The sequence below is a fragment of the Pigmentiphaga litoralis genome (assembly GCF_014651835.1).
Taxonomy (GTDB): Bacteria; Pseudomonadota; Gammaproteobacteria; order Burkholderiales; family Burkholderiaceae_B; genus Pigmentiphaga; species Pigmentiphaga litoralis.
In genome coordinates this window covers 551,219-570,867 of sequence record NZ_BMXQ01000002.1, presented here as the reverse complement: position 1 = coordinate 570,867, position 19,649 = coordinate 551,219, and the positions used below count along the sequence as shown (strand labels likewise).

Sequence of the window (19,649 nt, the reverse complement as noted above, 5' to 3'; positions counted from 1 at the left end):
GTCAGGCCCGCTCCGCACGTTTGGAAAACAGCCCGTAGGGCCGGAACACCAGCGTCAGGATCACGATGGCAAAGCCGATGATGTCGACCCAGCCCGTCGCGATATAGCCGCCCCAGATCGCCTCGGCCAGGCCCAGCACCAGGCCGCCCAGGATGGCGCCGGCAAAGCTGCCCATGCCGCCAAGGATCACGACCACGAAGGCCTTCATGCTGACCACGCCGCCGATCGCCACCTGCGCCGAATAGACCGACCCCAGCAGCATCCCGGCCATGGCCGCGATGGCGCTGCCCAGGGCAAATGTGCAGGCGTAGATGTTGGCCGTCTTGATGCCGGCCAGCTGCGCCGCCATCGGATCCTGGAAGGTCGCGCGCATGGCGCGGCCCAGCCGGGTCTTCTGGATCAACAGATAGGCGCCCAAAATCAGCACCGCGCAGACCGCCACCGCGAACAGGCGCAGCTTGGTCACGACCACCGGTCCAAAGAACAGCGGACCGCTCGCGACCGGGCTTTCGATCTTGAGCGGCGCCGTGCCCACCACCAGCAGCGCAGTGTTGGCCAGGAAGATCGACAGGCCGATGGTCAGCAGGATGCCCGCCTCTTCACCCTGTCCGCGAATGCGTTCGATCAGGAATCGATCGATCAGCCACCCGAAGGCAGCCATGGTGATCGCGACGAGCGCCAGGCCGGAAAAGAAGTCCAGTCCCAGGTAGGTGGTGGCCCACCAGCCCATCACGCCGCCCAGCATGTACAGCTCGCCGTGCGCGAAATTGACGACGCGCATCAAGCCCAGGATCAGGGTCAGTCCCAGCGCCGACAGCGCATAGAACGACCCCGTCACCAGACCGTTGGCCAGCAACTGCGGGAAAAAATCCATCGTGCCTCCGTACCTTTCAATGCAGGAATCGAGCAGCCCTTACGGTTTCTCGGTCGGGGCTTCCGCCACGACTTTCGGTTCCTTGTTCTGGATCTGCACCAGCACGACGTCAAAGCCGTAGCCTTCGCCCTTGTCGGTGAACCGGTAGGTGCCGTTCGGCGCCTGGTATTCGGTCTTGCGCAGCGCATCGCGGATCGCATCGGACTGCGTATTGCCCGCGCGGGCCACGCCTTCCATCAGGATGTTCATGGCGTTGAAGCCTGCCGCGCCGTACTTGCCGGGCTTTTCCTTGTAGGCCTTCTGGTACTGCTCGACGAAGACCTTGTTGCGATCGCCAGGCATGCTCGACGCATACGGCACGGCCGCGTAGATGCCTTCGGATGCGTCACCCGTCAGGCCGATGAAGTCGGCCGTGGCCCACGAGCCAACGCCGAACACCTTGGTCTTCAGGCCGAACTCCTTGAACTGCTTGACCAGGATCGAGCCGTCCTGCGTTTCGGCAGCCACGAAGACGCCGTCGACATTGGCCGACCGCAGCTTGGTCAGCAGGGTGTAGAAGTCGGTTGCGCCATGATCGAAGTACTCCTTCATGACGGTGGTCACGCCCAGCGATGCCATGTCTTTCGAGAAGTCCTCGACACCGCCACGGCCCCAGTCATCGTTCACGCCAATGTAGGCAACGCGCTTGAGCTGCAGCTTGTCGACCAGGATCTTGCTGAACGTCTTGGACATCAGCCGATCGGTTTCGGCTGACCGGAAGAAGTACTGCATGCCCTTCTCGGTCAGGTCGGCCTTGGACGACACCCCGGTCAGGAACGGCATCTTGTACTTCTCGGCCACGGGCATGACGGCCGCGGTGGCCGAACTGCAGAAGGCGCCGCTGAGTGCCACGACCTTGTCGCGCGCAATCAGCTTTTCAGCCGCGTTGACGGACTTGGCCGGCTGGCACTGGCCGTCTTCAATGACAAGTTCAACCTTCTTGCCCAGCACGCCGCCAGCGGCGTTGCGGCGTTCGACCGCGAGCTTGGCGCCATTGACATAGGTCAGCCCGTTGTAGGCGACGGAACCGGTCAGTGGCTGGATCACGCCGATCTTGATGGTTTCCTGCGCGGACGCAGCGGACATCGTTCCACCGGCAAGACCCGCCAGCACCAAGGCTATGGACAACTTACGCATGACAACCTCTCAAGGATGAATGTTCAGGGGAAACGCCAACCCGCCCAGACCACGGTCACCGACCCGGCCGCTAGATTAATTAAACATATAATTAATTAAGCGGCCGGCTTGTGTCCAGCGGTTTTTGCGGCCAAATCGCAAATTAATTAATCAGGTCAATAATTTTTATTTCTGCTTTTTCGTAAAGCAGAAAGCGTGCCAATGGCGTGAGAGTTGGGCGCTTGCTGGGGCGTCCACCTTTGGCCGTCACGGCGACGCACCAGTATCGATCGCGCCTGCACCATCAACGCGACCGTGGCTGAACCGAACTGGTGACGAGACGTCCGCCCGATGCCTTATGCTTCGACAAGCGCGAAGAACCCAGGAAACGCATGCCCGCAGAGACCCCCGCCGCTGCCAAAGTCAGCACCCGGCGTACCACCAAGACCGCTACCTCGCCTGCCAAGACAGCCAAGCCCCCCCCCAAGACCACCACGCGCGCGCGCAAGACTGCCGCCACTGGCGCCCCTACCCGCCCTGCCAAGAGCCGGCGCAGCCCCGAAGAACTGAACGCGCGCATCCTGGATGCGGCCATCGAGGAATTTTCGGAGCATGGGTTTTCGGGCGGCCGCATCGACCGCATCAGCAAGCGGGCCAAGACGGTGGACCGGATGCTGTACTACTACTTCGGCAACAAGGAACGCCTGTACCAGGCGGTGCTGGAACACGTGTACGCGGCAATGATCGGCGCGCAGCGCACCTTCGTCACGCCGCCTGATGACCCGGTGGCCGGCATGCGCCAGCTGATTGCGCATTCCTGGGAACACTATTCATCGCATCCGGAACTTGTCCGCCTGCTGATGACCGAGAACCTGATGCGCGGCAAGCATATCCGCAAGTCGCCGACCATCAAGGACGTGTCCTTTCCGTTGGTGGAGACTGTCAACGGTATCCTGACCGCCGGACAAACGAAAAAGCTGTTCCGCGCCGACGTCGAGCCCGAGTTCGTGCTCATGAGCATCATGTCGCTGGCGTTCTTCTACGTGTCGAACCACTACACGTGTTCGCAGTGGCTGGGCGTGGATCTGGCGGATGATGCACGCCGGGCGGCATGGCTCGAGCACATCACCGACGTGGTGTTGACGCATCTGCAGCCGGGCGCGAAGGGCGCGGCGTCGAAGCGCGCACGCACCTAGGCGGCATCGACGCCGACCGCAGCCAACGCCCTGCTTCCAGGACCGCTGCAGTCCCGCCTATCTCGGCAAAGCGTCCCACGTCTCGCGGATGAAGCGGGCGATCGCGGCGTTCTGCCCGATCAACGAGAACTTGGCGTTCAACGCGTAATCGGGCAGCGTGATCATCTCGGTCGTGATGAACCGCAGCCGCGATGTGGGCGTGCGGTGGTGATGCGCCAGCACCTTGCGCACCACTTCCTTGGTCGGCTCCAGCCGATAGGCATTCCAGGGCGAATGCCATTCACCGGGCGCCGGCTTCATGAAGGGGTACAGGATCCCCCGCCCCGGATCGCCCCGTTCAACGGGCAGGCTGGGATACCGCGGCAAGGCCGCCACCTGGGCATCGGGATCATGGCGCGCCCACGCATTGCGCGGCCCATTTGGCACCGCGGCCCGCACCTGCATCCAGCGCACGATGCCCAGCGCCAGCCACTCGTCCACCAGGTTGCCCGGTTCAAACGGATCAAGCACCACGCGGCCAGCCTGCACGTCGTCGCGCATCCCTGCCACGTCCAGCTCTTCATCGTTGCCTATCTTGTAGAGCACGTGGCTGTAGTCGAGCGTGAAGTTGAAGGGCACGCCCCGCCGCATGACGGCTTCGGCGACCGGGGTCACACGGCGCGGGTCCTCGCTCCACATATTGGTGTGCAATTCGAAGCTGGGCTCCACCCCCTGCTTCATGCCTTCGTCATATACCCGCAGATAGCAGTCCGCGATCTCGTCGTTGGTCACCACGCGGCCATCGGCATGGCGCGCGTACACCATGACGTTGTGCGTGCTGGCGCCCACGCGGGCGCTGAGGCGCAGATTGTCAGCGTACTTCGCATCGTCGGTGCCCATCTCGTAGAACCAGCTGGTGGTGTGCACCGGCAGCCCATACGTATCGATGCAGGCCAGGAAGGTATCAATCTGATCCTGCAAAGGAAGCCGGTCAAAGCAATCAAACACGCCTGCCCGTTTGACCAGCCGGAACTGTTCTTCGATCGACGGCTCGTCCATCGACACGGGCAATGCCAGCGACGAGTCCTGCACGCCGCGGCCATTGCAGCCGATGGGGCACAGCTGCCTGGCGTCGGCTTCCATCATGACGGCGCCCTTCATTACGGCGCCGTCCGCCATGCGCGCACCTGATCGTCGGTCGGCTGCAGCGTCGCGCCGTCGATGTAGGCGGCGGTCTTCATATAGCCCTTGCCGTCCTTGACACCCAGTCGGCCCACGTAGATGCCAAAGGTGGACTGGTTGTCGATGGCACGGAACACCGACGGGCCGAAGGGCGTGTCGAACGACAGTCCGCTGAAAGCCGTCGCCAGCTTCTCGCTATCCGTCGACCCGGCCTTCTTGATGCCCGCAGCAATCGCCTTGACCGTGGCGTAGCCCACCACCGAGTTCAGGCGCGGGTAGTCGTTGTACTTCTTCTGGTAGGCCGCAACGAAGGCCTTGTGTTCCGGCGTGGCGATGCTGTAGTAGGGATAGCCCGTCGTGATCCAGTTATCGGGTGCGTCGTCTTTCAGCGGGTCCAGGTACTCGGGCTCACCCGTCAGCAGGCTGACGACTTCCCTGCCCTCGAACAGGCCACGCGTCTTGCCTTCGCGCGCGAACTTGGTCAGGTCCACACCAAACAGCACGTTGAAGATCGCATCGGGTTTGGCGTCGGCCAGGGCCTGCGCGACCGCGCCCGCGTCGATCTTGCCGTAGGGCGGTGCCTGCTCGGCCACGAACTCGACGTCGGGTTGCGCCTTCTTCAGCGCTTCCTTGAAGGTCTTGACCGCGGCCTGGCCGTATTCGTAATTGGGATACACGATGGCCCAACGCTTCTTTTTCAGCTGCGCCGCTTCGGCCACGACCGACGCGGCCAGCACATGCGTGCCTGACCGCAGCCGGTAGGTGTAGCGGTTGCCGTTTTCCCAGACCATGCGGTCGCTGAGCGGACCCGACGCCAGAAAGAACCGTTTGCGCTGCTTGGCAAAGTCGGCAACCGCCAGCCCGACGTTGGACAACGTCACGCCTGACAGCACGTCCACGTTTTCGCGCACCAGCAGTTCGTCGGCCACCCGCACCGCATCGCCAGGGTTGGCATTGTCGTCGCGAAAGACCGTCTCAAGCTTCTTGCCGAGCAGGCCGCCGCTGGCATTGATTTCGTCTTGCGCCAGCTCCCACCCTTTCTTGTAGGGCACCATCAGCGCGGGCAGCGCCTTGTAGCTGTTGATCTCGCCGATCTTGATGACGCCCTGGGCGTGCACCGACGGGCTCGCGCTACAGACCGCGGCGGCCAGGCACACCGCGAACACCGCATGGAAACGAGGCATGGAACTCTCCGGAAGAAGACGTCAGGAAGCGGCCGGATGGCCGGAAAGGGAAAGCTCAGGCAGTCACTACCGATGATTCCGCCGACTGTTCGGCAGCGATCATCTCGTCCACCATGCGCCGCATGCGCACCGACGACACATCGATGGCCAGCTTGACCGGCCGGGTCGACCGCGGCTTGACCTCATTGCGCTGGATGGCTTCGAGCAGGGTCTTGTCTTCATCGAAGGCAAGACGCAGGCCCGCAGCGAGGCGGCTGTCCGTGGCGGGATCGGCCGGCAGGTTCTTGATGCACAGCCAGTGCTGCACGCAAGTGGTCGCGTCCACCGGCGTGATGAAGTGGCAGGCATACATCTGGATCGCGTCCTGCCGCTTGCCCTCGGGCGCACCGGTGCCCGTGGGCGCGGACCCGAAATCGATCACCGCGATGCACGGCGCGTAGTAGTGGTAGTAATGCCAGCGGTCGACATTGCCTTCAAAGGGCTTGAGCCCCTGGAAGATCGGAATCAGCGGCGAGTCGATGATCCAGCGCCAGGTCACGACCTTGCCGTCCTGCCGCTCGTACATGACCGGCACGTCGCCATGTTCGGGATTGGACAGCGTGGATTTGTGCACGAAGGCCACGTGCGACGGATCGCACAGGTTGTCGGCCAGGTTCAAATAGCTGGCCGCGACCGGCAAGGCGTCGCCTTCGACCACGCTGTAGGCCGGGTCGTGGTACTCCGGCAGGTCGAATACGGTGGACGGATCGGCCAAAGCCGGGTCGCCCATCCACACCCACACCATGCCCATGTTCTCGACGGTCGGGTAGGCCCGCACCTTGAGGCTGGCCGGCACGTTGGCCTGCCCCGGCACCCGCGTACACGATCCGCTGCAGTCGAAGGTCAGCCCGTGATAGCCGCATTCCACCGTGTCGCCTTTCAGGGTGCCGATCGACAGCGGCGCCAGCTTGTGCGGGCACGCGTCTTCGAGCGCCACCGTCTTGCCGGCTTCGGTCCTGTAGACGACCAGATCTTCTTCGATCACCACGTGGCGGGCCAGCGTGCGGCCCACATTGCGGGACCAGGTGAGCGGGTACCAGGTGTTGCGCATGTACATATAGCCCCCCCTGGACGCTGCGCGTCTCCCCCAGGGGCGGCACGGGTCGACTGGCGGAGCCAGATCGACCGTGCCCTGGAGGACGGCGGCGTCCTTGATTTTGGTAAGTGGAAACTTAACTAATGGAGTGTTTACTCCATTTTTTGCAGCGTAGTCCCGTTCGGTTTGCTTTGGCAAGCGAAAAAGGCCGGCGTTTACAAGGTGCTGGCGTGTGGTGCAGTGGTGCACCAGGATGGCCGGGAATGCACGGTGGTGAACGCGTTTTCAGTGCGTTCTGACGTCGCAGCGCACGTGAAAAGGCCCGGACTGAGCCGGGCCTTGGTGGGAGTGGGTTGCGGAGGGGGCTGGTTGCGGCGCCTGCAAGCGAAGCGAACTGCTGTAGCGTAGAACGCCTTAGCGCTGCATGCCCCACTTGCGAACGGTGGCGCGCTCCAGCAGGTTGAAGACCAGGTTTTCGACCACCAGGCCGATCACGATCACCATGGCCAGGCCGGCGAACACCTTGTCGGTGTAGAGCTCGTTGCGGTTCTGGAAGATGTACCAGCCCAGGCCGCCCTTGCCCGACGAGGCCCCGAAGACGAGTTCCGCCGCGATCAGCGTGCGCCACGCAAAGGCCCAGCCGATTTTCAGGCCGGACAGGATGGCTGGCAAGGCGGCGGGCACCAGGATCGCCAGCACATAGCGCAGGCCGCGCAGGCCGTAGTTGCGGCCGCCCATGCGCAGGGTGTCCGACACGCCCTGGAAACCGGCATAGGTGTTGAGCGCCAGCGGCCACAGCACCGAGTGGATCAGCACGAAGATCAGGCTGCCGTTGCCCAGGCCGAACCACAGCAGGGCCAGCGGCAACAGTGCGATGGCCGGCAACGGGTTGAACATGGACGTGAGCGTGCTCAACAAGTCGCGGCCGAACTGCGTGGAGACGGCCAACGTGGTCAGCACGAAGGCGAGCACGATGCCGGCCACATAGCCCTGCAACAGTACCCACAACGACGCCTGGACCCGCGTCAGCAATTCGCCGGTCGCGACGCCATCGACGAAGGCCGCGGCCGTCTGCAAAAAACCGGGCAGCAGCAGGTCGTTGTCCTGCCAGCGCGCAACGGCTTCCCACAGCACCGCCAGCAGCAGCAGGATCACGGTCTTGCGCAGCCACGCCTGGCGCCACAGGCGCTGCGTGAACGGCAGCTCGCGCTTCAGGGGCAGGTCGCCGACCGGTGCGAGCGGCAGCTCGTATTCCGGACGGATCGGAGGAAACACGGTTTGGGTAGTCATGACTGCTCGATCAAAAAAATTCAGACGTCGCTGTGGCGGGCTCGAGTCACGCGCTCATCGTCGCAGGGGCAGGCACCGCCCTCACACCGCTGCCAGTCGCACGCGCCCTGGCACTTCCGCAGCGGGCGCCGCATCGGCTGCGCCTTGTGCATCGGGCGCCGGCGTATCGAACAACAGGCGATGAATCCGCTGCGCCGTCGACTGGAATTCCGCGCCGCCCTGGCTATGCAGGCCGAACTGATGCGCGTTGATTTCGGCGCGCACGCGGCCCGGGTGCGGCGACAGCAGCAGGATGCGGTTGCCGACCACCAACGCCTCTTCAATCGAGTGCGTCACGAACAGCAGCGTGAAGTGGATGTCGTCCCACAGCGCCAGCAGCTCTTCCTGCATCTTGCGGCGGGTCAGCGCGTCCAGTGCGGCAAACGGTTCGTCCATCAAGAGCACCTTGGGCTGCATGGCCAGCGCGCGGGCAATGGCCACGCGCTGCTTCATGCCGCCCGACAAGGTATGCGGATAGGCATCGGCAAAGGCCGACAGCCCCACCTTGGCCAGGTAGTGCCGTGCACGTTCCTCGGCCTCCTTGCGGCCCAGGGTGCGCGACGCGCGCAGGGGGAACATGACGTTTTGCAGCACCGTCTTCCACGGCGGCAGCTGGTCGAATTCCTGGAACACGACGATGCGGTCGGGACCGGGCTCGGCCACGCGTTCTCCGGCCAGGGCGATCTCGCCCTGCGAGGTCGGATGGAAGCCGGCAATCGCTTTGAGCAATGTGGACTTGCCGCAGCCCGACGGGCCAAGCAGCACGAAGCGGTCGGCCTGGTACACGTTGAAGTCGACCTGATGCGTCGCGCGCACCACGGTGTTGCCGGTGGTGTAGTCGAGGCTGACGCCGCGCACTTGCAGCAGGGGCGAGTCCGCAGGCGCAGCGGCGGCGGAACCCGCCGGCCCGTCGTTGGCCGACGCCAGGCTCAGAACGGGGGATGTCATCTCAACTGCCTCCGGTGGTGGCCGCATCGTCAAAGAAATAGTCTTTCCACGACGCGGGCTTGTTCTTGATGGCGCCGACACGATGCAGGAACTCGGCCATCGGCAAGGTGTTCTTCGGCACGGCGGTGAACTGCACTTGCGGATCGGCCAGGATACGGAGCAGCTCGGCACGATCGGCCTTGCCGCCGGTCACGCGCAGGTAGGTGTCAGCCGCGCCTTCGTGGTTCTTCTGGATGTATTGCGCGGCTTCCTGCAGGGCTTGCTGGAAGGCCTTGTAGGTCTTGGGATTCTGTTCGCGGAATTTTTCGGTGGCGAACAGCACGGTCGGCGAATTGGGGCCGATTACGTCATACGAATTCAGCACGACGTGCACGGCCTTGTTGGCTTGCGCCTGGTACTGGAACGGCGGATTGGAGAAGTGGGCGTTGATCTCGGTGCCGCCGGCCAGCAAGGCGTTGGTGGCATCCGGATGCGGGATGGCCACCGAATACTTGTCGAGGCGGTTGAAATCCTTGTCGCCCCACAGCTTGGCGGATGCCATCTGCAGATAACGCGATTGCACCGACACGCCCACGGCAGGCACGGCGATCCGGTCTTTGCCGGAGAAGTCGGCAATGGTCTTGACGGCCGGGTTGCTGCTCAACAGCAGGTAGGGAAAGTTGCCCAGCGACGCCACGCCCTTGACGTTCTGCTTGCCCTTGGTGCGGTCCCAGACCGTCAGCAGCGGACCGACACCGGCGCCGGCCACATCGATGGCGCCGGTCAGCAGCGCGTCGTTCACGGAGGATCCGCCCGACAGCTGCGTCCATTCGACCTTGACGTCCACCCCGGCCTGCTTGCCGTACTTTTCGACCAGCTTCTGGTCACGCACCACATTCAGCAGCAGGTAGACGATGCCGAACTGCTCGGCCACGCGCAGCTTGCCTTCCGCGTGCGCCACGGTCGGCATGGCAACGCCGGCCGACATCAGGCCCAGGCTGACGCCGAAGACACCAGCCACACGCCGCCATCCGGCGCGGTCGGGGGAAGTCAAAAAAGTCATTGCAGCGGTGCTCCGTAGGGGTGGTCGGAAAGGCATCGTCACGCACGGGGTACCGGCGTGACCGCCCGCACGCCGGTTGTCGGCATGGCGGGTCATCAGGTGGAAGGGGTCAGGTGGAAGGTGTTAGGTGGAACGCGTCGGGGGTGACCGGTGCGCCGCGCAGGATGTCGCCTGGCGCATATCCCGTGCAGGTGTCAAAGGCCGGCTGGCACACCCTGGCCGCCGGCGTCGCCGGCCCGGTTCAGAACGGACGATCGCCTTCGATCGTCGTGCGGAACAGCTTGCGGCGCAGGTGGTCCGGACAGCCCGCGGCCAGGTGCGTGACGGACCGGTTGTCCCAGAACACCAGGTCGTGGTCGGCCCACTGATGGCGATAGACAAGTGCATCGCGCGAGCTGAGCGCGAACAGTTCGTTCAACAAGGCCTGGCTTTCGTCTTCGGGCAGCCCGACGACGCGGGTCGTGAAATGTTCGCTGACGAACAGGGCTTTCTTGCCGGTTTCCGGATGCGTGCGCACGATGGGGTGGACCACAGCCTGCACTTCGGCGATCTGCGCTTCGGTCAGCTTGGGGCGCCACGGCGCGTTCTGTTGCAGCTCGGCGTATTTGGCCAGGTAGGAGTGTTCGGCGCTGCGGCCTTCGATCGCGGTGCGCAGGTGGGCGGGCAGTTGCTCGTAGGCCAGGTGCTGGTTGGCGAACAAGGTGTCACCGCCTTCCGACGGCAATTCCTGCGCATGCAGCAAGGAACCGAGGCTGGGCAATTCCTTGTACGACAGGTCCGAATGCCAGTACTTGCCGGCGTCACCCAGGCCAATCGGCTTGCCGTCTTCCACCACGTTGGACACGATCAGAATTTCCGGATGCCCGGCCAGTGCGAACTGCTTGAGCACATGGCGCTGCAGGGGGCCAAAGCGCGCGCTGAATTCGACATGCTGCTGCGGGCTGATGCGCTGATCGCGGAACACCACCACGTGGTAGTCGAGATGGGCGCGATGCACCCGGGCAAAATCGCTGTCGGACAGCGGTGTGGACAGATCGATGCCGACGATCTCCGCGCCCAGCGGCGCATCGAACGCAAGAACCTCGAAATCCTGGTTGCGCGTGATGCGGTGGGTAGGTTGCTGTTGAAGAACCGCCGACATAGATGCTCCGTTTGAGTTGCGTTGGTGCAGATAGGGGCAGCACCGTCACTGCTGGGTGCGGCCCCAAGGTCACCAATATAGGCAGTCCGCCTAACAACTCAAACAACGCATTCTTTCTATGGTTAGTCCGAAAAACGAATAAGCAGACGCTATGTGGCGGCCTGCCCGATCACCCCAGGCGCTTGCGCCGGCGCATGGCGGTGGCCAGTGCAATCGTCACCATCGGCATCATCACCATGGCCAGCGCAAAGGCCCACGACACGCCCACGTGCGCATCGATCTGCGACACCGCCCACACACCCAGCGACTGGCCGGTAAACAGGAAGGACGCAAACATGGCGACAGCGGTGCCACGAATCTGCGGCGCCATCTGCGTGGCCTGCGTCTGCAGCGTGCTGTGCACCAGGTAATAGCCAAAGCCGCACAGCAGGCCGGCTGGCAACGCAAAGGTCCACGACCAGCCGACCAGCAGTGTCAGGAAGGCCAGCGCCAGCACGAAGCCGCCGGTCAGCACCATCTTTCGTTCACCCAGCCACGGCACGAACCAGTTCGCAACCGCCACATACAGATAGCCGCCGACGGCAAACACCGCCCCGCTGGCGCCTGCGACCGTGGCCGACACGCCAAAGCGCGTCTGCAGATAACTGGGGACGAAGGCCAGGATGCCGAAGACAATGGCGCCTTCCAGAAAGCCAGCCAGGATGATCACCCGTGCCCATTTGACCGAGAACAGATGCGCGACGGTCGAGAACAGGTGGCCCGGACGACGCGGCGGCACCACCTGCCCGGCAGGCCGGAACACATGCAGCGCAACGCCCGCGCACAGATACATGGCGGCCAGGAACACGAAGCCGGAACGCCACCCCAGCGTGTCGGCGAACAGGCCGCCAATCACCTGACCGCCCGCAATGCCGGTAATCGACCCCACCAGGAAGCGCGCCATGGTGGCCTGACGCCGTTCGTACGGCACGCTGTCGCCAAGCCACGCCAGGGCGAGCGGCATGACCCCCGCGCCCCCGATGCCCGACAGCACCCGGCAGAACACCAGCACATCCAGGGACGGCGCCAGCGCGGCGCCGATGCTGCCGACCGAACAGAAGAGCGTGGCCAGCGTGATCGTGCGGTACTTGCCGATACGGTCGCCCAGCGGTCCATAGAAGAACTGCGCGATGCCATAGGCGATCGCGAACACGGTGACGACGTGGGCGGCAATGCTGGGGGTGGTGCCGAATTCGACGGACAGCTGCGGCAACAGCGGGTCGCCGATACGGAAGGCGCATGCGCTGGCGAACGAGGCCATGGCGAGCAGGAAGACGGAAAGACGGGTCGGTACCGGTGGCACCGACTGAGCCGTGGGCTCGGCAAGCGGAGTTGTCATTATGAGAGTGCAGGAGCGGGGCCGAAAACCATCAGTACCCTGAAGGTTCAAGAGCATACACCGCCCACCGCACTCCCCCGCCCTAGCCTATCCTTCCCGGCAGCCAGGTGGCGATACCCGGAATGAAGAACACGGCCGCCAGCAGCAGCAGGCTCATCACCACATAGGGCACCACCGCCACGAAGATGTGCGCCATCGTCACCTGGGGCGGCGCCACGCCGCGCATGGTCATCAGAAGCAGCCCGTGCGGCGGCAAGAGCAGCCCCAGCTGCATGCAGATCAGAAACAGCACGCCAAACCACACCGGGTCTATCCCCAGCGCCTGCACCACCGGCATGAAGATCGGCAGCGTGATCATCATCATGCTGACCTGGTCGACGAAAATGCCCAGAAAGATGAGCATCAGCATCATGCCGGCCACGATCATGCCGGTGGACAAGCCGTGCCCGGTGATCATCTCGACGAGGCCATTGCTGGCGCCCGAGAACGACAGGATCTGCGCAAACGTGGTCGCCCCCAAGATGATGAACAGGATCATGCCCGAGATGCCCGCCGTGCCCCGCAGCGACTTCAGCACCGCGTCCCAGGTCAGTACCCGGTAGGCCAGCGCCAGGATCATCGTGGCGAATGCCCCCAAGGCGGCACATTCGGTCGGCGTGGCCCAGCCTGCAGCCAGCGCGCCCACCACGACGCCAAAGATCGACAGGGTCGGCAGCACGTACGCAAAGAACAGGCGCCAGCGGTCCCACCCCTTGTGCCGCGCGCCTTCGCCGTCATCGGGCGCCAGGTGCGGGCTGATCTTGACGCGGATCACGATCCACAGCACGAACGAGATCGACAGGATCACGCCCGGCAGCACGCCACCAATCAGCAGCTTGGAAATCGAGATGCCCGACAGCGAGCCCAGCAGCACCGTCAGTGCCGAGGGCGGGATCAGCATGTCCACCGCGCCAATCGCCATGATAGGGCCGGTGGCGATTTTGGGGTGATAGCCGCGCGCCAGCATGACGGGCAGCATCAGCGAGCCCAGCATCGCCGTGGTGGCGATGGTCGATCCCGAGATGGCCGAGAACACGGTGCCGGCCACCACGGCCACGACCGCAAGGCGGCCAGGCAGGCGCGTGATCAGGCGTTCGACGCCTTCGATCACCTTCATGGCAAGGCCGGTGTGGAACAGGATCTCGCCCATCAGCACGAACAGGGGAATCGGTGTGAGCGAAAACGCCGCGACCGAACTGACGCTGCTGCGCGCCAGTTGGGCCAGGCCGACTTCGCCGCCCATGTACAGCCAGGCACCCACAATGTTGATCGTGATGAAGGTCAGCGCCACCGGCATGCCGATGAACAGCAGCACCGTCGAGCCACCCAGCAGCAGCCACGCCGCGAATTCCCAGCTCATGCTGCGCTCACGGCGTCGCTGCGCGGCGCGCGCTCGCCCTGCCACAGGCGGTGCATGCGGAACAGCATCTCGATCGCCAGCAGCACGAAGGCGATCGGCAACGGCGCAAGCGACCACCACTCGGGCGTCACCAGCGTCTTGATATTGACCGACCCGGCCAGGTAGCTGGACCAGGCCGACCCGGCGCCGACCCAGGCAATCACCAGGCAACAGGCCAGGCCGATGGTGTCACCAATCCATTCCAGGCTCCACGCCAGCCGCTTGGGCAGCGCCTGCAACAGGATGTCCACGCGGATGTGCTGACCCTGGCGCAGCAGCCAGGGCGCAACGCACATCGTCATCAGATAGAGCATGAGCTCGGACACCTCGTTGCTCCAGGCCAGACCTTGCGGCAGCCCGGGAATGGCAAGATTGCGCAGCGCCACGTCGGCCACGATGATCAGCATCATGGCGAGCAGCAGCGCAAAGCCGACCATCGCAAGCGCCTCAAGCGCGCGTCCGTAGCGGACCGAAGCCCGCGCGATCGAACCCGGCTGCGTCATTTCGCGGCAGGCGACGAGAACACGGGCTTGAAGCGCGCCGCAATGTCCGGGCTCTGCTTGGCGGCGGCGGCCCAGCCGATGTCATAGGCCTTGTCACGGAAGCTTTTGGCGGTGGCGTCGTCGAAGCGGATGGTCTGGATGCCGGCCTTTTCCTGCCGCGCGGCCTCGTCCTTGCCGTATTGCGTCCAGAAGGCATTGCCGGCTTCATACGCCGCCAGTTGCTTGTCGAGGAAGGCGCGCTGCGCGTCGGTCAGTTTCTTGAACGACGGCAGGTTCATGATCAGGGAGACCTCGGCGTCATAGAAACCGGGTTCGACACGGAACTTGGTCTTTTCCTGCCAGTTCAGGTCGAAGATGCCGCCGATCGGCCAGCCATAGCCATCGACCACGCCGCGTTCCAGCGCGGTGTAGACCTCGCCCGGCGCGGTGGTCACGACGTTGGCGTTCAGCGCCTGGAAAAAGTCGCGGTACACCGGGGTGATGCGGATCTTCTGGCCGGTCAGGTCGGGCTTGTCGACCTTCTTGTTCGTGTACAGATGAAAGGGCTGGTTCTCGACCACCCGGGCCAGGTACTGCATGTTGCCCTTCTCGTTCCAGACCTTGTTGATTGCGTCAAAGGCGCCGTTCTTGCGCTGCTCGGCCACCGACACCTGCGTCAGCTTCAGGAAGTCGGCTTCGGGCATGACGTTGGTGTAGAACGCGCCGGTGGTCAGGGCCATATCGACCACGCCAGTCTTGACCGCATTGCCGACTTCAAATGCCGGGATGGCCTTGGGGCCGCCCAGGAAGTTGATCTGCAGCACGCCCTTGCCTTCGGTATTGAACTGCTTGATCCAGGGCAGCAGGCGCTGCACGTAGATGCCGTTTTCCGGAAAGCCGCTGACCAGGCGCAGCGTGCGTTCCTGGGCAATCGCCCCGGTGGACACCGCCGCGGCGGCGAGCAGGACGGCAAGGCGGGTCAGCAGGCCGGAAGGCAGGACGCGAGAAGTCGGAACGCGGGATGTCATGGGGGTGTCTCCATCATTGTCAGGTGCAACGATCATCGGGAACTGCGGCAAGGCGGTCAATCGGCACTTACGTGTGGGCTGCGTGGTGCGGGCTGCTTGATGCGTGATGCGGGCTGCGTGATGCGTGATGCGGTGCGTGCTGCGGGTACGTCATCCAGCGGCCTCGGCCCCTCAATGCGCAAAGGCCTGCGTCGGACGTGGCACCGGCGCGCCGGCCAGTGCGTCGATGGCCGAAGCCAGCGTGCGGCCGCTGTCGTCGGCCAGCGCCGCCGCGATCAGCGCCTGCATCTGCACCGCGCCATCGGGCAGGGTGCGCAAGGCGGGCAGCATCGCGGTCACCCGCTGATAGCTGTTCCAGCCCCGATGGTGCGTGTCGCCATAGCCTTTCACGAGCCGCTGCGCGCGTACCACCTGCTCGGCCAGATCCGGGTGATCGGGCAGCAGGCTGGTGACGGTCGCCAGCCAATCGTCGATGCGTTGATGTTCAACCTGGAAGCGCAGGGACTTGGGCCGCATGCCGCGCAGCGACGCGATCGTGTACAGCAACAAGAAGCCGCGGATGGACGTGGTCTGCACCACCCTGCCCTGCTTCAGAAAGGGTTCGACGCAGGCCCGCGCCGCGCGGGATCGGAGGAGCCAGCGGCCCAGCCCGGCAGGCAAGGTATCGGCGATCTCTTCAAGACGCGGATGCAGGAACTCGTTGATATCCAGTTGTTGCTTGGGGGACAGCCGCACTTCGCCGCTGACGCGGGCGAAGCGGGAACGACGGGTCTTGAGGTCGGCCACGCGCACGGTGTCTTCGTAGGTCATCCACAGCGCAAGGTGGCGGGCGGCTTCGTTCAGCAGGGTGTGGGGTGAGCCGCCGGTTTGGGTAGGCGATGGCGCGCCGGCGTGGGCATGCAATGGCGCACCGACCTGAGCGGGAGACAACGTGTTCGGGATCGCCGACTGCAATGCTGCCAGCCGGTCCAGGTAGGCGACCGCGTAGGCCACGTCCTGGTAATCGGCGCAGCGCACGATGCCGGCGTGCAGGGTCTTGTGCACGTCAGCCGGGAAATCGCGGCGGATGCGGTCGGACAGCGCCGTCAGGCGTGCGCCCACCTGGAGGGTGTTCGGAGGCATGGCTTCGGCGAGGCGAGGTGTCTGGCGATCGGCAGCCGCATCACTGGACGCCGCGGGGTTGTTCGCCGCAGGCGTGTCGCCCGGCACCTTGCGTCGTGCCTGGTTGATCACCACATCATTGCCCACGGGCTCGCTGCCGTGCGCTTGCTCGCCAGTGGCATCGTTGACGGCCGTATCGTTGCCAACCCCAACGTTGCTGTTCGCAACCACCACCGCGATGTCCGCCGTGGCGGCCGCATCGATCACTGCGGCATCGAATCCCGCCCCGAACGCCTTCAGGCTCGGCGTCACCCCCACCCCGCCGCGGCGGATGGTGTCCTCGAACTGCTCACGCGTGAACGGCAATGCGCCGGTCGCCGCCAAGGCGCCGTACAGCGCAGGACTGATCGGGCTGCCGGTGCGTTCGGCCAGGGTCGCAAAATCGGCTGTCACGAACCGGCGGGCGGCGGCGCGGCCACCTTCGATCAGCTTGTTCGAATCGACCCGGTCATCGCCCATGGCGGTGCGTTCGGTCATCGAATACACCCGATGGCTGGATGCGATAAAGGTGGTGCGGTCGGCGGTGACGAGTCCACGCTGTACGGCACGGCCGGCTTCCATCAGTTCCGACGCAATGACGATGTCGACCTCACCGGGGACCGGGCTCAGGCCCAGCACCGGCGCTTCGCCTGCGGGCACGGCCGCTTCCGGAAACATCTCCAGGTAATAGATGGTGGCGCCGGTGCGTTGGGCCACGCCCGGCACCGAGGTGGTCTGGGCCAGATAGCCGTTGGCTTCGGCCAGGTCCACCAGCCAGTCGGCAAGGACGCCGCCGCCCTCGCCGCCCATGGCCAGAATGGCAATCGTGATGGCGCGGGGTGAACTCATGCTGTGATTCCTTCCAGACGGCGGGCAATACGATCCTGCAGCGCGCCGATCACGGCAGTGCGCAGGCGCAGCTTGAAGCGGTCCCACCGGGTCGGGTTGTTGATGATGCCCGCGCGGTAGAACGACGGACACAGCACGGCGGCATGCGCCACCTCGCCGCACAGCCCGCAGCCGACGCAACTGTCGATCACGGTTGCGATCGGGTCGGTGCGCAGCGGATCGGGATTGGGCTTGATCGTCAGCGACGGGCAACCCGACAGCCGGATGCAGGAATGGTCGCCGGTACAGGTGTCGGGGTCGATGCCGAAGCGCTCGCGCACCACGCGGCCGCCATCAGCGATCTGCTTGCGCACCAGCGGCTTTTCGCGGCGCTGGCGATTGAGCATGCATTCGCTCTGCGCCACGATCACCTTCGGCCCTTTCGATGGCGTCGTCAGGGCTTCGCGCAGCGCATCGCGCATACGGGTCAGGCTGTAGGTGTTGTCGACGGTGCGCACCCATTTCACGCCCACGCCGCGCACCGCCTTTTCGATCGGGTTGTTGGTGCTGCGGATCGCATTGGCGGCCTTGGACGACAGGACATCCTGCCCGCCGGTGGCGGCCGAATAACCGTTGTCGATGACAACCAAGAGGTTGTCGGTCTCATTGAATACGGCATTGCCCACACCGCTGGTCAGGCCGTTATGCCAGAAGCCGCCGTCACCCATGATGGCGATCGTGCGTTTGGCGGTATCGCCGCTATTGAAGGCCGATGCGCCTGCCCAGCCCAGGCCATAGCCCATGGTGGTCGCACCGATGTTGAATGGCGGCAGCACCGAAAAGAGGTGGCAGCCGATATCGCAACTGACGTGGTGGGTGCCCAGCTCGCGTTCGATCAGCTTCATGGCCGTGAAGATCGGCCGTTCCGGACAGCCCGTACAGAACGAGGGCGGACGGCCCTGCACCTGGCTGGCCGCGGCCTGGATCGCAAACGCCTTGGGATTGCCTTCCAGCCGCGCCAGAGGCGGAACCGGTCGTGCCGCGACAGGCAGGGGGCGCTCGGCGACGCTGTCGGGAAGATGTTTGTTCAGGAATGCCGCCAGTCCCTTGACCACCACGCCGCCGGTGTATTCACCCGCCAGCGTCAGCATGTCCTTGCCGTGCACCTTGGTCTGCACGTCGGCGCGGCGCAAGATCGCATGCACCGCCTGCTCGATAAAGTCGGGCTGCCCTTCTTCCACGATCAGGATCGCGCGCTTGCCAGCGCAAAAGGACGTGAACTCGGCATCGACCAGCGGATAGGTCACGTTCAGCACATACAGCGGGATCCGCGAATTGCCGAAGGCATCGGCCAGGCCCAGCAGTTCCAGGCCGCGCAGCACGGCGTTGTACAGCCCGCCCTGCATCACGATGCCGACGTCGGCCGTGCCTTCTCCAAAGAACTCATTGAGATGATGGTCCTGGATGTACTGGACCGCGGCCGGCCAGCGGCGGCTGATCTTTTCCTGTTCGTGCAGGTAGCTGGCAGGCGGCAGCACGATGCGGTTGACGTCGCGCACCGGCGCTTCGATCGCGTCCTTCAAGGTGAACGACGGCCGCACGTTGTCGCGCGTCGGAAAGCGGCCGTGCACATGACAGGCGCGAATGCGCAGTTCCAGCATCACCGGGGTATTGCTGGCCTCGGACAAGGCAAAGCCCTGCTCCACCGCATTGACCATGCTGACCAGGTTGGGACGCGGATCGAGCAGCCACACCTGCGACTTCATGGCGAAGGCATGCGAGCGTTCCTGCATGATGCTGGACCCTTCGCCGTAGTCTTCGCCCACGATCAGCAAGGCCCCGCCGGTCACGCCGCCCGACGCCAGGTTGGCCAGCGCGTCGGACGCCACGTTGGTGCCGACCGTGGACTTGAAGGTGACCGCGCCGCGCAGCGGGTAGTTGACCGATGCCGCCAGCGTGGCGGTGGCGGTGGCTTCGGACGCGCTGTGTTCGAAGTGCACCCCCAGTTCGTTCAGGATGTCGTTGGCATCGGTCAGCACATCCATCAGGTGCGAGATCGGTGCGCCCTGGTAGCCCGCCACATACGACACGCCCGATTGCAGCAGCGCCTTGGTCACGGCCAGGATGCCTTCGCCGCGGAACTCGTCGCCGTCACCCAGGCGCAGTTTTTCCACTTCCTTGGCGAATGAACGTTCTGCCATGACGGCCTCCTGAGAATACGTATGTGACGCGCGAAATGCGGATCGCGCT

Annotated in this window: 16 protein-coding genes; 1 reads left to right on the top strand and 15 read right to left on the bottom strand. The window is 64.6% G+C overall.

From position 1 onward, the window contains the following. Position 1 precedes the first annotated feature (1 nt). Together IE116_RS21105 and IE116_RS21100 are read right to left on the bottom strand one after the other, a co-directional pair. On the bottom strand, positions 2–874 hold the full coding sequence (locus tag IE116_RS21105; protein ID WP_189615207.1) for a branched-chain amino acid ABC transporter permease: 873 nt from the start codon (positions 872–874) through the stop codon (positions 2–4). 39 nt (positions 875–913) lie between these two features. Further along, positions 914–2,050, bottom strand: a complete 1,137-nt coding sequence (locus IE116_RS21100) for an ABC transporter substrate-binding protein (protein WP_189615206.1) — start codon at positions 2,048–2,050, stop codon at positions 914–916. Between the two features lie 371 nt (positions 2,051–2,421). Here IE116_RS21100 and IE116_RS21095 point away from each other — a divergent pair, with 371 nt between their 5' ends. Then, positions 2,422–3,225, top strand: a complete 804-nt coding sequence (locus tag IE116_RS21095) for a TetR/AcrR family transcriptional regulator (RefSeq protein WP_189615205.1) — start codon at positions 2,422–2,424, stop codon at positions 3,223–3,225. A gap of 57 nt (positions 3,226–3,282) precedes the next feature. Here IE116_RS21095 and IE116_RS21090 read toward each other — a convergent pair whose 3' ends face one another. The 13 genes from IE116_RS21090 to IE116_RS21030 form a co-directional block, all read right to left on the bottom strand. Further along, positions 3,283–4,383 carry an apurinic/apyrimidinic endonuclease family protein gene (locus IE116_RS21090; RefSeq protein ID WP_229828654.1) on the bottom strand — a complete coding sequence of 367 codons (1,101 nt, stop codon included), beginning with the start codon at positions 4,381–4,383 and terminating at the stop codon, positions 3,283–3,285. Next, positions 4,365–5,570, bottom strand: coding sequence for an ABC transporter substrate-binding protein (locus IE116_RS21085; protein ID WP_189615204.1), 1,206 nt, complete (start codon positions 5,568–5,570; stop codon positions 4,365–4,367). The genes IE116_RS21090 and IE116_RS21085 overlap by 19 nt, the downstream gene beginning before the upstream one ends. Positions 5,571–5,625: 55 nt before the next feature. Further along, positions 5,626–6,660 carry an aromatic ring-hydroxylating dioxygenase subunit alpha gene (locus IE116_RS21080; RefSeq protein ID WP_229828653.1) on the bottom strand — a complete coding sequence of 345 codons (1,035 nt, stop codon included), beginning with the start codon at positions 6,658–6,660 and terminating at the stop codon, positions 5,626–5,628. Between the two features lie 399 nt (positions 6,661–7,059). Beyond that, on the bottom strand, positions 7,060–7,935 hold the full coding sequence (locus IE116_RS21075) for an ABC transporter permease (RefSeq protein WP_189615202.1): 876 nt from the start codon (positions 7,933–7,935) through the stop codon (positions 7,060–7,062). 81 nt (positions 7,936–8,016) lie between these two features. Then, complete coding sequence (locus tag IE116_RS21070) at positions 8,017–8,949, bottom strand: ABC transporter ATP-binding protein (protein ID WP_373303073.1); 933 nt, start codon at positions 8,947–8,949, stop codon at positions 8,017–8,019. Continuing rightward, the gene (locus IE116_RS21065; RefSeq protein WP_373303072.1) at positions 8,924–9,964 is read right to left on the bottom strand and encodes an ABC transporter substrate-binding protein; all 1,041 of its coding nucleotides are present in this window, start codon (positions 9,962–9,964) and stop codon (positions 8,924–8,926) included. Before IE116_RS21065 ends, IE116_RS21070 begins: the two co-directional genes overlap by 26 nt. Before the next feature lie 241 nt (positions 9,965–10,205). Further along, positions 10,206–11,105, bottom strand: a complete 900-nt coding sequence (locus IE116_RS21060) for a TauD/TfdA dioxygenase family protein (RefSeq protein ID WP_189615200.1) — start codon at positions 11,103–11,105, stop codon at positions 10,206–10,208. 169 nt (positions 11,106–11,274) lie between these two features. Next, positions 11,275–12,483 (bottom strand): MFS transporter, encoded by a 1,209-nt coding sequence (locus IE116_RS21055; RefSeq protein WP_189615199.1) that lies wholly within the window; start codon positions 12,481–12,483, stop codon positions 11,275–11,277. A gap of 82 nt (positions 12,484–12,565) precedes the next feature. Beyond that, a complete protein-coding gene (locus IE116_RS21050) occupies positions 12,566–13,882 on the bottom strand; it encodes a TRAP transporter large permease (protein ID WP_189615198.1) in 1,317 nt (438 codons plus the stop codon). After that, positions 13,879–14,424 (bottom strand): TRAP transporter small permease, encoded by a 546-nt coding sequence (locus IE116_RS21045; RefSeq protein WP_229828650.1) that lies wholly within the window; start codon positions 14,422–14,424, stop codon positions 13,879–13,881. Before IE116_RS21045 ends, IE116_RS21050 begins: the two co-directional genes overlap by 4 nt. Next, positions 14,421–15,431 (bottom strand): TRAP transporter substrate-binding protein DctP, encoded by a 1,011-nt coding sequence (dctP, locus tag IE116_RS21040; RefSeq protein ID WP_189615197.1) that lies wholly within the window; start codon positions 15,429–15,431, stop codon positions 14,421–14,423. Before dctP ends, IE116_RS21045 begins: the two co-directional genes overlap by 4 nt. A 171-nt stretch (positions 15,432–15,602) precedes the next feature. Continuing rightward, positions 15,603–17,420, bottom strand: a complete 1,818-nt coding sequence (locus IE116_RS21035) for an indolepyruvate oxidoreductase subunit beta family protein (RefSeq protein WP_189615196.1) — start codon at positions 17,418–17,420, stop codon at positions 15,603–15,605. After that, positions 17,417–19,600 carry a thiamine pyrophosphate-dependent enzyme gene (locus IE116_RS21030; protein ID WP_189615195.1) on the bottom strand — a complete coding sequence of 728 codons (2,184 nt, stop codon included), beginning with the start codon at positions 19,598–19,600 and terminating at the stop codon, positions 17,417–17,419. The genes IE116_RS21035 and IE116_RS21030 overlap by 4 nt, the downstream gene beginning before the upstream one ends. Positions 19,601–19,649 lie beyond the last annotated feature (49 nt).

Bases quoted from the DNA above. Each gene is read 5' to 3' on its own strand.
- IE116_RS21095 (WP_189615205.1), top strand. From the start codon at position 2,422: ATGCCCGCAGAGACCCCCGCCGCTGCCAAAGTCAGCACCCGGCGTACC.
- IE116_RS21060 (WP_189615200.1), bottom strand. From the start codon at position 11,105: ATGTCGGCGGTTCTTCAACAGCAACCTACCCACCGCATCACGCGCAAC.
- IE116_RS21045 (WP_229828650.1), bottom strand. From the start codon at position 14,424: ATGACGCAGCCGGGTTCGATCGCGCGGGCTTCGGTCCGCTACGGACGC.
- IE116_RS21085 (WP_189615204.1), bottom strand. From the start codon at position 5,570: ATGCCTCGTTTCCATGCGGTGTTCGCGGTGTGCCTGGCCGCCGCGGTC.
- IE116_RS21070 (WP_373303073.1), bottom strand. From the start codon at position 8,949: ATGCGGCCACCACCGGAGGCAGTTGAGATGACATCCCCCGTTCTGAGC.
- IE116_RS21065 (WP_373303072.1), bottom strand. From the start codon at position 9,964: ATGACTTTTTTGACTTCCCCCGACCGCGCCGGATGGCGGCGTGTGGCT.
- IE116_RS21090 (WP_229828654.1), bottom strand. From the start codon at position 4,383: ATGGCGGACGGCGCCGTAATGAAGGGCGCCGTCATGATGGAAGCCGAC.
- IE116_RS21105 (WP_189615207.1), bottom strand. From the start codon at position 874: ATGGATTTTTTCCCGCAGTTGCTGGCCAACGGTCTGGTGACGGGGTCG.
- IE116_RS21030 (WP_189615195.1), bottom strand. From the start codon at position 19,600: ATGGCAGAACGTTCATTCGCCAAGGAAGTGGAAAAACTGCGCCTGGGT.
- IE116_RS21100 (WP_189615206.1), bottom strand. From the start codon at position 2,050: ATGCGTAAGTTGTCCATAGCCTTGGTGCTGGCGGGTCTTGCCGGTGGA.
- IE116_RS21055 (WP_189615199.1), bottom strand. From the start codon at position 12,483: ATGACAACTCCGCTTGCCGAGCCCACGGCTCAGTCGGTGCCACCGGTA.
- dctP (WP_189615197.1), bottom strand. From the start codon at position 15,431: ATGACATCCCGCGTTCCGACTTCTCGCGTCCTGCCTTCCGGCCTGCTG.
- IE116_RS21075 (WP_189615202.1), bottom strand. From the start codon at position 7,935: ATGACTACCCAAACCGTGTTTCCTCCGATCCGTCCGGAATACGAGCTG.
- IE116_RS21080 (WP_229828653.1), bottom strand. From the start codon at position 6,660: ATGCGCAACACCTGGTACCCGCTCACCTGGTCCCGCAATGTGGGCCGC.
- IE116_RS21050 (WP_189615198.1), bottom strand. From the start codon at position 13,882: ATGAGCTGGGAATTCGCGGCGTGGCTGCTGCTGGGTGGCTCGACGGTG.
- IE116_RS21035 (WP_189615196.1), bottom strand. From the start codon at position 17,420: ATGAGTTCACCCCGCGCCATCACGATTGCCATTCTGGCCATGGGCGGC.